The sequence below is a fragment of the Burkholderia orbicola genome (genome assembly GCF_900100915.1).
Classification (GTDB): Bacteria; Pseudomonadota; Gammaproteobacteria; order Burkholderiales; family Burkholderiaceae; genus Burkholderia; species Burkholderia orbicola.
The window spans coordinates 2,099,975-2,113,412 of sequence record NZ_FNKW01000002.1 but is presented as its reverse complement, the minus strand read 5'-3'; the positions used below and the strand labels follow the sequence as shown (position 1 = coordinate 2,113,412).

The window sequence follows — 13,438 nt, the reverse complement described above, 5'->3', positions numbered from 1 at the left end:
CTCCAAACTGTTTTTTGTGGGTGGGTGTTCTGGCGAAAGAAAATTCACGTCTCGCGGGTGACAGGCGCTTCGCCGGCGCCCGAGCCCGGATCGCCGAGCCATGCGATGGTCAACGCGCCGAGCAGCAGCACACCCGACACGGCGATGAGCGGCGCGGTGAAGCCGCCCGAGAATTGCTTGAGCGCACCGATCATCGACGGCCCGACGAAGCCGCCGAGATTGCCGACCGACACGATCAGCGCGAGTCCGCCCGCGGCGGCCCGGCCGGTGAGGAATCCCGACGGGATGGCCCAGTAAGTCGCCTGGAACGCGAGGATTCCGCTCACCGTGACGCACAGTGCGATCAGCTTGAAAACCGGCGCATGAATGAAGGCGCTCGCACACAACGCCGCCGCGGCGAGTGCGAGCGCACCGGCAACATACGGAATACGGTTGGCAGCGCGATTGGCGAGACGCGCCCACCAGAGCATCGCACCGGCGCCGATCGCATATGGAATGGCCGTCAACCAGCCGACCACCGCGTGTTCGACGCCGAACTGCTTGATGATCTGCGGCATCCACAAGCCGACGCCGAGCGAGCCGACGATCCCGCAGAAGTTGACGAACGCCAGCACGAACACGCGCCAGTTCGTCATCGCGTCGCGCAGTGTGCTGCCGTGCTTCGCGCCGATGTCGCGCTGCTCGAACGCGAGGCGCTTCGCGAGCGACGCCTTCTCTTCGTCACTGAGCCACGCGGCTTTCTCGGGACGGTCGGCCAGCACGAACAGGCACGCGATGCCGAGCATCACCGCAGGGACGCCTTCGATCAGCAGCAGCCACTGCCAGCTGCGCAGCCCATGCAGGCCGCCGAGTTCGAGCAGCGCGCCCGAAATCGGCGAGCCGATCATGTTCGCGACGGGAATGCCGACGAGGAAGGCGGCCGTCACCTTCGCGCGCCACTTGCCGGGAAACCAGTGCGTGAAATACAGGTAGATGCCGGGCGTGAACCCCGCCTCGGCGAGCCCGAGCAGAAAACGCGCGGCCGCGAAGCTCTTCGGTCCGACGACGAATGCCGTCGCCATCGAGAACAGGCCCCACGTGATCATGATTCTCGCGATCCATACGCGCGCCCCGACCTTCTGCATGATCAGGTTGCTCGGAATCTCGAACAGGAAATAGCCGATGAAGAACAGGCCGGCGCCGACACCGAACTGTTCGGCCGTCAGACCGAGATCCTTGTTCATCGTGAGCGCCGCGAAGCCGACGTTGGTCCTGTCGAGATAGCTGATCACGTAGCAGACAAAGATGAACGGCAGAATGCGCCGGAACGCCTTGGCGAGCGTGCGCTCGCTGGCCGCGTAATCGTCGCCGGCAAGCTGCGCCGAGGATGGCGCGTCGGCGCGCGGGGCGTCATCGCCGGCACGCAGCGCGTGCGAAATGGTCATGCTTGTCTCCTTCGTCGCGCGGCTGGCGGCGCGATCTTTCGGCATGCGGGCGGGAAGCCGATGCGCGGCTTCCCGGCTCGTGGGTCTCAGTCCTGCTTCACTGCCCGTTTCGCTGCCTGTTTCGGCAGCGGGCCGGCAATACTCATGTCCGCCTTCAGGACGGAACCGGACGTCGATTCGGTGATGAAGAGCGTCTTCATGTCGGGGCCGCCGAAGCACACGCTCGTGAGCGACGCCCCTTTCGGTCCGGTCAGGATCTCGACAGGCTCCGCGCAATGGTTGAGCACCCACACGCGGCCGAGCCCCGGATTCGCGACGAACAGGCGGCCTTCGAGATCGACGGTGAGGCCGTCGGGGCCGCTCGGTCCGTAGGAGGTAAAGAACTGGCTGACCTTGCTGACCGACCCGTCGGCCTGCAACGGCATGCGCCACACGGCATTGCCGCGCGTCATCGCGACGAACAGCACCTTCTCGTCGCGCGACAGGACGAGCCCGTTCGGGCTCGGGCAGGTGCCGAGCAGCATGTCGAGCTTGCCGTCGGGTGACAGCCGATACACGCGGCCCGTCGGATCGTGCAGCCCGGTCTGCCCCTGGTCGGTGAAATAGAGGTTGCCGGCCGAGTCGAACGTCAGGTCGTTCACGCCCTTGAAGCGCTCGGTGTTGCGGCGCTCGAGATGCGGGCGAATTTCACCGCGCTCGATATCGAGCAGCATCAGGCCGTTCCGGTAGTCGGTGATGATCAGGTGCGATGCGTCGAAGCGCTTCATCCCGTTGGGCTCGCCGTCGTATTCGACGACGAGATCCCAGTCGCCCGACGGCGAAATGCGGAAGATGCGCCCGTGCGGAATGTCGGTGACGAACAGATAGCCGTCCGGGTCCCAGACCGGCCCTTCGAGAAAGGAGTCCGTGACCATGCCGCCGCGATTCGCGCGCGCCCATTCCGTGCGGACGTCCGGCTTGCGAAACTTCTCCGGCATGCGCGTGAATACTTCGGCTTCGCGCACGTCGGGACTCGTCAGATAAAACATGCGTACCTCGATGTCCAGTTCAAGCCGCGCTGTGCGCGCGTTCGTCGAGCACCGCGAGAACGTTGGCGGCCGCGCCCTTCCCCATGTTCACGTACGCGGCATCGCTCACGCCGCCGACATGCGGAGACAGAATCACGTTGGGGATCTGCTGGAACGGGTGCGGCACCGTCATCGGCTCGACATCGAAGCTGTCGAGGCCGGCCGCGCGCAATTGGCCGCTCGCCAGCGCGTCGGCAAGCGCGGCTTCGTCGATCAAGCCACCGCGTGCGGTATTGACGAGAATCGCCCCGCGCTTGAAACGTGCGAACGTGTCGCGGTTGAGCATCCGGCGGTTGTCGGCCGTCAACGGACAATGCAGCGATACGACGTCCGACTCCGCGTACAGCGTGTCGAGCGCCACGCGCTTCACACCGGCCGGCGCTTCCTTCGCGAACGGATCGAACGCGAGCACCTTCATGCCGAACGCCGCGCCGATCGCGGCCACGCGCCGGCCGATCGCGCCGAGTCCGACGAGGCCGAGCGTGCGCCCGTCGAGTTCGACGGACTTGTGCGTCGCCTTGTCCCAATGGCCCTCGCGCATGCGGATATCGAGCTGCGGAACCGACTTCGCACACGCGAGCAGCAGCGCCCATGCGTGCTCGGCGACGGCGGCCGCATTCGCGCCGACCGCGGCGCGCACCGCGATACCGCGTGCGGCAGCCGCGTCCTGATCGATCACGTCGATGCCGCTGCCGTGCTTCGAAATCACCTGCAGGTTTTCGGCCGCGTCCATGATGCGGGCGTTGATCTTGCCGTACCGGACGATGATCGCGACCGGCTTGTGCCGGGTGCAGAGCGCCACGATGTCGTCCTCGGTCGGTTGCTTGCCGGCGAACACGACGTCGAACTGCGCAAGCATCTCGAGCGCTTGCGGCGCAAGGTCGGCGGCGGTCACCAGGACCACGGGCTGATGCGAAGCGGTCTGCATCACAGCGCCTCGCCTTCGGCCAGCATGCCGGCCGCGCGCAGTTCCTTCTCGATCCAGCCCGGGCGAAGGTCGCCCTTGTGGATCGCCGCGATACGCGCGGTTTCGACGTCGAGCTTTTTCTGCGCGAGATCGACGATGCGCGCGACGTCGGCGCGGGGAATGACGACGACGCCGTCGGCGTCGCCGACCACCAGGTCGCCCGGATTGACCGTCGTGCCGCCCAGCGAGATCGGCGCATTCACGCGCCCCGCGATGCTTTTGGTCGGGCCGCACGGATTGAGGCCGGCCGAGAAGATCGGGTAGTCGCCGTTGGCCAGTTCGTGCGCGTCGCGCACCGCGCCGTCGATGACGATGCCGGCGATGCCGCTCGCCTTCGCCTGCGCCGCCATGATTTCGCCGAGCAGCGCGCACGAGATGTCGCCCTTGCCGTCGACCACGACGACGTCGCCCGGCTTCGCGACGGCGAGCGCCGCATGGATCGCCAGGTTGTCGCCCGGACGGACTTCGACCGTGACTGCGGGGCCGGCGACCTTCATCTTCGGCGACAGCGGCCGCACGCGGCCATGCACCGTGCCGCGGCGGCCCGCGACGTCGGCAAGGATCGCGGCCTGGTAACGCGCGGCCGCCTGAACGAGTTCCGGCGAGATGCGTTCGATGTCGCGATTGATCGGAGAAGTGCTGACGGATGGCTTGCTCATGACTCGACCTCGGGTTGTGCGTTGTACTCTGTACAACACTGGTGTACATAGTGAAATCACTATAACGAGACAACCCATGCCAGGGCACTGGCGTTTACCCTTTTACGTGGTAAACCAGCGTTTTACTCTGTACAATCCCTATTGTGAGTCGACGGGAGAGAAGGAATGGGAAATGACGGCGTGGTTGCCGTGGAAAAGGCGCTTTCGCTGCTGGACTGCTTCAAGCCGGGCGCCGAATCGCAGTCGCTCGCGACGCTGTCGCAAGCATCCGGCATGCACAAGACGACGGTCTATCGGCTGATGAATTCGCTGGAGCGAATGGGCTATGTCGTGCGCGCGCAGTCCGGCAACTATTCGCTTGGGCACCGCGTGCTATACCTCGGCAAGCTGTACGAGCAGTCCTTCCATCTGTCCACGGTGGTCGAACCGGCGCTGCATGCGCTGGCCGCCCTGACGAAGGAAAGCGCATCGTACTACGTGCACGACAACGGGCAGCGGCTTTGCCTGTTTCGGGTCGAGCCGTCCGAAGGCCTGCGTGAAACGCGGCTCGCGGGCACGATGCTGCCGCTCGACGACACGGCCATCAGCCAGGTGATCCGTTTCTGGGGGCTCGGCGAACCGATCTATGACAAGCCGCCCGCACTGCCCCTCTTCACCGCGGGTGCACGCGATGTGCACACCGCAGCGTTCGCGGTGCCGGTCTTCGGCGCCGGCGACAAGTTCATGGCGGCGCTGACGCTGTCCGGTCCAGCGTCGCGCCTCAGCGTCGCGCACGAATCGGGTGAACTGGATCGACCGCAGCTGGATGCGGCCGCCGATCTATCGCGGAAGCTGGGTGCGAGTGTCGCGCTCTGCGAGAACGTCTACGGCATCTGATCGCCGCTTTGAGCAAGGCGTGGTTCAGGTCGGCGAACCGCTCGTCGCCTGACCGCGGCCACGTTCGCACCATGCCACGCCCGGGTCCCTAGGGCGCGACGCATGCGTCGCCGCACCGAGGCGACGGCCCGCCCAATCGGCCTGTCCGATCGGCTCGGCACGCGGGCCCTTGATTTTCGAGACGAACGGTCTATTATTCCGCCATGGACGCTCGAACCGATCCGCCGCGCCGCCGCGGCAGGCCACCCAAACAGCACGACGACCTCGTCGCCACGCGCGACATGCTGCTGCGCACCGGGCTCGAGATCCTCACCGAAAAGGGCTTTTCCGCCACCGGGCTCGACGAGATCCTCGGGCGCGCCGGCGTGCCGAAGGGCTCCTTCTATCACTACTTCGACAGCAAGGAAGCGTTCGGTCTCGAACTGATCGACCGCTACGCCGAGTTCTTCGCCCGCAAGCTCGACCGCCATTTCAGCCAGCTGGAACGCTCGCCGCTGGCGCGCGTGCGCGCGTTCGTCGACGACGCCCGCGACGGCATGGCCCGCCATGCGTACAACCGCGGCTGCCTGATCGGTAACCTCGGCCAGGAAATGGGCACGCTGCCGGAAAGCTTCCGCGCCCGTCTGCGCGCGACGTTCGAAGACTGGCAGCGCCGTCTGGCCGAATGCCTGGACGCCGCGCAGCAGGCGGGCGAGCTGGCGGAGTCCGCCGACCCCGCCGCGTTGGCCGCGTTCTTCTGGATCGGCTGGGAAGGCGCAGTGCTGCGCGCGAAGCTCGAACGCAGCGACGGGCCGCTCGCGCTGTTCGCGCAGTTTTTCTTCAATGGATTGCCTCGCCGCTGAATTTTTTTACGATTAATTAGACGATCGGTCTAGAAAGGAGGACGCATGTTCCAGGGCATCGTGATCGACAAGGACGAAACCGGCCAGCACGCGCGGCTGCACACGCTGGACGACGCGCAGTTGCCCGCCGGCAACGTGACGATCCGGGTGGGCTATTCGACGCTGAACTACAAGGACGGGCTGGCGATCACCGGCAAGAGCCCGGTCGTGCGCAAGTTCCCGATGGTGCCGGGCATCGACCTCGTGGGCGAAGTCGAAGCGAGCACGCACCCGGATTACCGCGCCGGCGATCAGGTCGTCCTCAACGGCTGGGGCGTCGGCGAAACGCACTGGGGCGGCCTCGCGCAGAAGGCGCGGGTCGACGGCGACTGGCTGGTGCCGCTGCCGTCGGCGTTTTCGCCGCAACAGGCGATGGCCATCGGCACGGCCGGCTACACCGCGATGCTGTGCGTGATGGCGCTGGAACGGCACGGCGTGCGCGCTGGCGACGGCGAGATCGTGGTGACAGGCGCGGCCGGCGGCGTGGGCAGCGTCGCGACGGCCATCCTCGCGCGGCTCGGGTATCGCGTCGTCGCCGTGACGGGCCGCCCGGCCGATGCCGACTACCTGCGGCAACTCGGCGCGGCGGAGATCCTGGATCGCGCTCAATTCAGCGCACCGGGCAAGCCGCTCGGCAAGGAGCGCTGGGCCGGCGCCGTCGACGTGGCCGGCAGCCACGTCCTCGCCAACGTGTGCGCGACCACGCGCTACCGCGGCGTGGTGACGGCCTGCGGCCTCGCCGCCGGCATGGATTTCCCCGCGACCGTCGCGCCGTTCATCCTGCGCGGCGTCACGCTCGTCGGGATCGACAGCGTGATGTGCCCGCGCGCCGAGCGGCTGGAGGCCTGGCGCCGGCTCGCGTCCGACCTCGACGTCGAGAAGCTGGGCGCCATCGGCCGTCGGGTCGGCCTGAGCGAGGTCATCCCGCTGGCTGCGGAACTGATCGACGGCAAGGTGCGCGGCCGCATCGTCGTCGACGTGAACGCGTGATCGTCATTCGTGCCGCTTTATCGAGGAGACTTCATGACCGCTTCAGACAACGCGCCCGTCAGCCGCTTCCCGGTGCCGGCGCTCGAAGACCTGCCCGACGACATTCGCGCACGCATCGCGGCCGTCCAGGAAAAATCGGGCTTCATCCCGAACGTGTTCCTCACCCTTGCGCATCGCCCGGACGAGTTTCGCGCGTTCATGGCGTACCACGACGCACTGATGGACAAGCCGGGCAATCTCAGCAAGGCCGAACGCGAAATGATCGTCGTGGCCACCAGCGCCGCGAACCAGTGTCAGTACTGCGTGATCGCGCACGGAGCGATCCTGAGGATTCGCGCGAAGGACCCGCTGATCGCCGACCAGGTCGCCACCAACTACCGCAAGGCCGACATCACCGCCCGGCAGAAGGCGATGCTGGACTTCGCGATGAAGGTGTCGCAGGCCGCGCATCAAGTGGGCGAGCCGGACTTCGACACGCTGAAGACGCACGGCTTCACCGAAGACGACATCTGGGACATCGCGGCGATCTCGGCCTTCTTCGGGATGTCCAACCGCATCGCGAACGTGACCAACATGCGGCCCAACGCGGCGTTTTACGCGCTGGGGCGCTGAGGGCGCCGGTCACGGCGATCACGCCATCGTCGCCCCGGAAGGCCGGCGCGCCTGCGTCCGGCCTTCCGCGCGTTGCGGCAGGCAACGCACCACCCTCGCTCAATGCCGCAATTCCCGCGCGATCGCGCTGTAGAACACCGACGCTTCGAGCGGCAGCGTATCGAACGACGGCTCGGCCTTCGGCCACGTCGACCATTGCACGATCACGAGATGCTCGGCGCGGTTGACCATGATGACCTGGCCGAAGATGCCGAGCGCCCACAGCGCGCCGCGCATCGATGCCGCGGGCGTCGGGTCCGTGCCCTTCGCATCGACCGGCACCGCGTTGTTCCACCACTGGTAGCCGTAGATGCCGTCGGGATGCCCGGCCGACACCGACTGCCGCGCCTGGGTCCAGTCCGACGCCTGGTCGAGCCAGCCCTCCGGCAAGATCCGCGTACCGTCGGGCAGCTTGCCGCCACCCAGCACGAATTCGCCGAAGCGGCCCCAGTCTTCCAGCGTCGCATTGAAGCCGTGCGCGCCGACGTCGTGCTGCCCTTCGCGATACGCGTGCCACACGCCATCGCTCGCCATCCCGTACGGCTTCCAGATCGTCTTTTCGAGATAAGCGGCGAGCGACATGCCGGTCGCGCGTTCGAGCACGTCGCCGAGCAGCCACGCGCCGCCGGAACTGTACGACCAGGTCTGCCCGGGCGGATGCGCGCGGCCGAGCCCCTTGACCAGCGTGCGCACGCACGCGTACGTGCCGGGCCGCGCCTCGCATTGGGTGAGCTTCGCGAAATCGGAGTCCGGATTCGTATAGCTCTCGTTCCACGCGACACCGGACGTATGCTGGATCAACTGCTTCAGCGTCACGCCGTCCCACGCGGTGCCCTTCAGGTCCGGCTCGTAATCGGTCACGCGATCGTCGAGCGACTTGATCTTCCCTTCCTGCAACGCGACCCCGACGAGCGTCGACACGACCGACTTGCCGACCGAGCGCGACGTCCACAACGTCGTATCGGTGTTGCCGTCGCCGAGATACTTGTATGCGATCTTGCCGTCCTTCAGCACCAGCAGGCCGGCCACGTCCTGGTGCTTCAGGTAGTCCTTCAGCGTGTAGCGTTTGCCGTGCACTTCGTACGATACGTCGGTCAGCATGCGGGCGGCGTTGACGAACGGCGTGGCCGCGCCATGGTGGAACACGTCGCCCGCATAGTTGCGATAGTCGTTGCGAAAGCCGATCACGCGATCCGGCTGGCTCCACGTCAGCATCCGCTTCGGGTCGGGCAGCGTCGCGTCGAACGGTGCGGGGCACGTGGCCAGCGCGACGCCACCGCACGTCGCGGCGGCGGGCAGCGCGGCAGACGACGCGGCTTGCGCGAACGACGCCGTCACTGCGCTGCCCGCGACGATGGCCGCTGCAAGCGCGATGCCGAATGAACGATCGAACCTCGGTTTCATTGTGTGTGTGTCCTTGTCGACGATGTCCGGTCGCGCCTGCGCAAGAAGGTTTCCGCCGCACGGCCCGAACGTTTCAGGGCGCGACGCGGGCGGTGCCATCGTCACCGGCGTCCGACGCGCGGCATACGCGCGTCGATCACGCCCACGGCGGCTCCCGCATCGCGCCCTCGAAAACCAGTATCGAGCGCGCGCGTCGACGAGGCAAAACGGCACATGTGGGAAAATCCCCCGCATCCGCCGGAAGGGACATCATGGGCGCACTGACTTACTCGCTCGCGCAGATCGAGGCGTTCGCGTGCATTGCCGAACACGGCAGCATCACGAAGGCCGCCGCGCATCTCGGCAAGGACCGCTCGACCGTCAGCGAACTGCTGGAATTCTTCGAAATCGAGTTGGGCTTTCCGCTCTTCGCGCGCAGTGGACGGGTGCTGTCGCTGACGTCGGAGGGCGAACGCCTGCAACGCCAGGCGCGCCTGCTGCTGCGGCAGGCGCAAGCGTTCGGCGCCGCGGCGAGAGGCGTGCCGTCGGGCATCGCCGACGCGATCCGCATCGCCTACGATCCGTTCGTGCCGCGCACGCTGCTGCATGCGTTGATCGACGATCTCGCCACGTCGGGCATAGACGTCAGCACGTGGAGCGCGTCACGCGACGAGGCCGAGGCGGCGCTCGTGTCCGGCGCCGCGCAGGTCGCGATCAGCCTGGCACGCAATCGGTTCATCGCGGCCGAGCTCGAATGGCGGGCCGTCGGCGCGATCGAGATCGGCTTTTACGCGTCGACCGACCTGTTTCCGGCGAACGGGTCGCCGGTCACGGTCCCCGCGCTCGCCGCGAAGCCGCAAGTGGTGATGCACCGGTCGCTGAGCACGCAGTTCGCGCAACTGCTGCAGGTCTCGGACCGGCTCGTGTACGCGAACGAACTCGAAACGGTGCGTCACCTGCTCCAGCACGGGCATGGCTGGGGCTTCCTGCCGACGCATTTCGACGCCGGCTGCTGGCCGTCCGTCACGCGCATCGACACGGAGGTCGGGCACGGCAGCCTCGTCCATTCGATCGTCGCGGTGTGGAAGCCCGGCACGTGGAACCCGTCGCCAATCATCGAAGCGATCGACGCCGCCAGCGCGGCATGGGAGAAAGCCGCGCAGCGGCAGCACGGCGCGCGCTGAACGCAGCGCGCCGTGCTGCCGGCCGCCGTTACTCGATCACCTTCAACGCATCGAGCCCGTCCGGCAGCTTCGCATCCGGAAACTGCGTCGACAGCGTGGCGTCCCGCCACCGCGCCGCCTCTTCCGCACGCTGCCGCTCCGCCTGCTCGCAGACGAACAGCGCATCGCCGCCGAGCAGCAAACGCAGCGGCACGTCGTCGCGGCGCGACAGGTCGACGATCAGCGCCGCGATGCGTGCGGGGTCGCCGATCTCGTGGCCGCCATACGCACCGAGCAGGTCGAGAATCTTGCCGACCGACGGTTGATAGTCGGGCAGCAGATCGTCGACGCCGCGCTTCGCCTGCGCGGCCCATTCGGTGCGCATCCCGCCCGGCTCGAGCGTGCACACGCGCACGCCGAACGGCGCGGCTTCCTTCGCGAGCACGTCGCTGAACCCGCCGACCGCCCACTTCGCGGCCTGATACGCGGACAATCCGGGCGTCGACGTGCGCCCGCCGACCGACGACACCTGGAAGATGTGCCCCGCGCGCTGCGCACGCATCGTCGGCAGCACCGCGCGGGTCAGGTTGATCACGCCGAACAGGTTCGTTTCGATCTGGTCGCGGAAAGCGTCGGCGCTCATCTGCTCGAACGGCGCCGTGTGGCCGTAGCCCGCGTTGTTCACCAGCACGTCGATGCGGCCGAACGCCGCGCGTGCCGCCGAGACGGCCTGCGCGGCCGCCGCTTCGTCGGTGACGTCGAGTTCGACCGGCAGCAGCCGGTCGCCATACCGTTCGGCCAGATCGGCCAGTCGCGCCGGATCGCGGGCGCCCGCCACCAGCCGGTCGCCCGCCGCCAGCACCGCTTCCGAAATCGCTCGCCCGAGGCCGCGCGCGGCCCCCGTTACCAACCAGACTTTCGACATTTTCCACTCCTTGATCGTGGTGAAACGATGAAAATGAATGATTACTCACTCATTAATATGGGCGACGCATCGATCGTTCATGACCTGCATCGCCCTGCCTGAAACGCCCTGCCCGTCGTCGCGGCACACGCCGCCACGACGGCAATCCCTGACTCACACCGTGTGCAACACGGCCCACATCGCGCGAAACCCCGCTTCCCGGTATGCGTCGGCCCGCGCCGGATCGCGTGCGATCGACTCCATCGCGGTTTCCGCGATCGACGTGAACAACGCCGAGCAGAACGCATGGGCTTCGTCGCGGTTCAGGCCGCCCGACGCGGCGACCTGTTCGCGCAGCAGCGAGCCGATCCCGCCGAAGCCTTCCGCGCCGGCCGCCCGATGCGCGTCGTCGATGCGGCCGCTCACGCCGAGCTGCTGCAGCGCGCGGCGCCCGTCCGGATTCGCGACGCCCCACGACACGTAGCCATTCCACGCATGCCGCACGGCCTGCTCGGCCGGCGCGTGTTCCGGAAAACCGGTCATCATCGCCTCGCGCAGGCCGGCCTTCAGGCTCAGGTACAGCGCGTTCAGCAACGCATCCTTGGTCTCGAAGTACGTGAACACCGTGCCTTCCGCCACGCCGGCGAGCTTCGCGATGCGCGCGGTCGTCGCGCTCGCGCCGTCCTCGGCGAGCGCACGCGCGGCCGCGGCGAGGATGGCATCGTGCTTGTCGGGACTGCGCGGTCGGGCCACGTTCGATTCCTTTAATGAGTGAGCGCTCAATCATAATCAACACGGTATCCGGAACGCAAGCCCTGTTACATCCGGGGGAACGCATACGCAAACCATCAAAACGGTGCACTATTGCGTTTTGCCGTACCGGCGCCCGAGCATCCGGCGCCTCATTGCCCTCGACGTTCGTTTCACGTTCACCGTTTCAAACCGCGAACCTCCCATGACGAATCAGCCTTCCCAGACGGCGGCCGACCGGCCCGTCGACATGATCATCTTCGGCGGCGGCGGCGACCTGGCCGCCCGCAAGCTGTTGCCCGCGCTGTACATGGCGCACCTGCACTGCAATCTTCCGCCCGAGACGCGCATCATCGCCGTCGGCCGCCGCGACTGGGGCATCGACGGCTATCGCAAGTTCATGGACGAGCAGTCGCGCCCGTTCATCGACGAGAAGGCGTTCGACGCCGACGCGTGGAGCCGCTTCCTCGACCTGTTCAAGTACGTGCTGATCGACGTGAACGCGCCGGACGACTATCTGCGCCTCGCCGAAGCGGCGCGTAGCGACGCGGTGCGCGTGTTCTACCTGTCGACGTCGCCGGAGCTGTTCACGACGATCTGCGACAACCTGTCGGCCGCGCACCTCGTCGACGCGCACTCGCGCGTCGTCCTCGAAAAGCCGCTGGGCCACGATCTCGCGTCCGCGAAGGCGATCAACGATGCGGTCGGCAAGCACTTCGAGGAATCGCAGATCTACCGGATCGACCACTATCTCGGCAAGGAAACCGTGCAGAACCTGATGGTGCTGCGCTTCGGCAACCCGATCTTCGGGCCGCTGTGGCAGGCGCCGAACATCCGCAGCGTGCAGATCACGGTCGCGGAAACGGTCGGCGTCGGCAGCCGCGCGGGCTTCTACGACCATACCGGTGCGCTGCGCGACATGGTGCAGAACCACCTGCTGCAACTGCTGTGCATCGTCGCGATGGAGCCGCCGGTGTCGCTCGACCCGGACGCGGTGCGCGACGAGAAGCTGAAGGTGCTGCGCTCGCTGCGCCCGATGTCGCTGTCGGACGTCGCGCGCGACACGGTGCGCGGCCAGTACACGGCCGGCGCGGTGGACGGCCAGCCGGTCAAGGGCTATCTCGAGGAAGACAACGTGCCGGCGGACAGCCGCGCGGAAACCTTCGTCGCGCTGCGCGCGCACATCAACAACTGGCGCTGGGCGAACGTGCCGTTCTTCCTGCGCACCGGCAAGCGGCTGCAGCGCCGCCAGTCGGAAATCGTGATCGAGTTCGCGGACATGCCGTTCTCGATCATCCCGACCGGCCCGCGCAATTACGGCAACCGCCTCGTGATCCAGCTCCAGCCGGAAGAGTCGATCCAGCTGCAGATGCTCGCGAAGGAGCCGGGCAGCGGCATGAACATGGTGCCGGTGAGCCTGAACCTCGATCTGCAGCAGGCGATTCCGGAACGGCGCGCGGAAGCGTACGAACGGCTGCTGATCGACGTGATCCGCGGCCGCCTCACGCACTTCATGCGCCGCGACGAGCTCGAAGCCGCGTGGTCGTGGGTCGAGCCGATCCTCGACGGCTGGAAGCAGCTCGGCGACCGGCCGCGCCTGTACACGGCCGGCACGTTCGGGCCCGCGGCTTCGTCGGCGCTGCTCGCGCGCGACGGGATGTCGTGGGCCGAAGAGGCGTAATCGCAGCACGACGGCGTGCCGCCGCGCGGCACGCCCGCTCCC

Annotated in this window: 13 protein-coding genes; 6 read left to right on the top strand and 7 right to left on the bottom strand. The window is 67.2% G+C overall.

Annotated features, from left to right (window positions below):
* Positions 1–44: 44 nt before the first annotated feature.
* The 4 genes from BLS50_RS26415 to BLS50_RS26400 form a co-directional block, all read right to left on the bottom strand.
* Complete coding sequence (locus BLS50_RS26415) at positions 45–1,424, bottom strand: MFS transporter (RefSeq protein ID WP_074806732.1); 1,380 nt, start codon at positions 1,422–1,424, stop codon at positions 45–47.
* An 86-nt stretch (positions 1,425–1,510) separates the two neighbouring features.
* The gene (locus BLS50_RS26410; RefSeq protein ID WP_011549024.1) at positions 1,511–2,452 is read right to left on the bottom strand and encodes an SMP-30/gluconolactonase/LRE family protein; all 942 of its coding nucleotides are present in this window, start codon (positions 2,450–2,452) and stop codon (positions 1,511–1,513) included.
* A gap of 19 nt (positions 2,453–2,471) precedes the next feature.
* A complete protein-coding gene (locus BLS50_RS26405) occupies positions 2,472–3,419 on the bottom strand; it encodes an NAD(P)-dependent oxidoreductase (RefSeq protein WP_074805269.1) in 948 nt (315 codons plus the stop codon).
* The gene (locus tag BLS50_RS26400) at positions 3,419–4,117 is read right to left on the bottom strand and encodes an RraA family protein (protein ID WP_074805266.1); all 699 of its coding nucleotides are present in this window, start codon (positions 4,115–4,117) and stop codon (positions 3,419–3,421) included. The genes BLS50_RS26405 and BLS50_RS26400 overlap by 1 nt, the downstream gene beginning before the upstream one ends.
* A 165-nt stretch (positions 4,118–4,282) precedes the next feature.
* On the opposite strand from BLS50_RS26400, the gene BLS50_RS26395 reads away from it, so the two are divergent.
* From BLS50_RS26395 to BLS50_RS26380, 4 genes are all read left to right on the top strand, one after another.
* Positions 4,283–4,993, top strand: coding sequence for an IclR family transcriptional regulator (locus BLS50_RS26395; protein WP_006482615.1), 711 nt, complete (start codon positions 4,283–4,285; stop codon positions 4,991–4,993).
* 203 nt (positions 4,994–5,196) lie between these two features.
* Positions 5,197–5,835: an acrylate utilization transcriptional regulator AcuR gene (gene acuR, locus BLS50_RS26390; RefSeq protein WP_074805263.1), complete on the top strand. Its 639-nt coding sequence runs from the start codon at positions 5,197–5,199 to the stop codon at positions 5,833–5,835.
* Positions 5,836–5,880: 45 nt separating this feature from the next.
* Positions 5,881–6,864, top strand: a complete 984-nt coding sequence (gene acuI / locus BLS50_RS26385; RefSeq protein ID WP_074805259.1) for an acrylyl-CoA reductase (NADPH) — start codon at positions 5,881–5,883, stop codon at positions 6,862–6,864.
* A 33-nt stretch (positions 6,865–6,897) separates the two neighbouring features.
* Positions 6,898–7,476 (top strand): peroxidase-related enzyme, encoded by a 579-nt coding sequence (locus BLS50_RS26380; protein ID WP_011549018.1) that lies wholly within the window; start codon positions 6,898–6,900, stop codon positions 7,474–7,476.
* A gap of 99 nt (positions 7,477–7,575) precedes the next feature.
* Here the strand turns inward: BLS50_RS26380 and BLS50_RS26375 are convergent, their stop codons facing one another.
* Positions 7,576–8,919, bottom strand: coding sequence for a serine hydrolase domain-containing protein (locus BLS50_RS26375; RefSeq protein WP_074805256.1), 1,344 nt, complete (start codon positions 8,917–8,919; stop codon positions 7,576–7,578).
* Positions 8,920–9,170: 251 nt separating this feature from the next.
* Between BLS50_RS26375 and BLS50_RS26370 the strand changes: the two genes are divergently transcribed.
* Positions 9,171–10,082 carry a LysR family transcriptional regulator gene (locus tag BLS50_RS26370; RefSeq protein WP_074805253.1) on the top strand — a complete coding sequence of 304 codons (912 nt, stop codon included), beginning with the start codon at positions 9,171–9,173 and terminating at the stop codon, positions 10,080–10,082.
* A 28-nt stretch (positions 10,083–10,110) separates the two neighbouring features.
* Here BLS50_RS26370 and BLS50_RS26365 read toward each other — a convergent pair whose 3' ends face one another.
* Both BLS50_RS26365 and BLS50_RS26360 read right to left on the bottom strand, forming a co-directional pair.
* Positions 10,111–10,986, bottom strand: a complete 876-nt coding sequence (locus tag BLS50_RS26365) for an SDR family NAD(P)-dependent oxidoreductase (RefSeq protein ID WP_011549015.1) — start codon at positions 10,984–10,986, stop codon at positions 10,111–10,113.
* A 153-nt stretch (positions 10,987–11,139) separates the two neighbouring features.
* The gene (locus BLS50_RS26360; RefSeq protein ID WP_023475788.1) at positions 11,140–11,718 is read right to left on the bottom strand and encodes a TetR/AcrR family transcriptional regulator; all 579 of its coding nucleotides are present in this window, start codon (positions 11,716–11,718) and stop codon (positions 11,140–11,142) included.
* 202 nt (positions 11,719–11,920) lie between these two features.
* Here BLS50_RS26360 and zwf point away from each other — a divergent pair, with 202 nt between their 5' ends.
* Positions 11,921–13,396 carry a glucose-6-phosphate dehydrogenase gene (gene zwf, locus BLS50_RS26355; protein WP_011549013.1) on the top strand — a complete coding sequence of 492 codons (1,476 nt, stop codon included), beginning with the start codon at positions 11,921–11,923 and terminating at the stop codon, positions 13,394–13,396.
* Positions 13,397–13,438 lie beyond the last annotated feature (42 nt).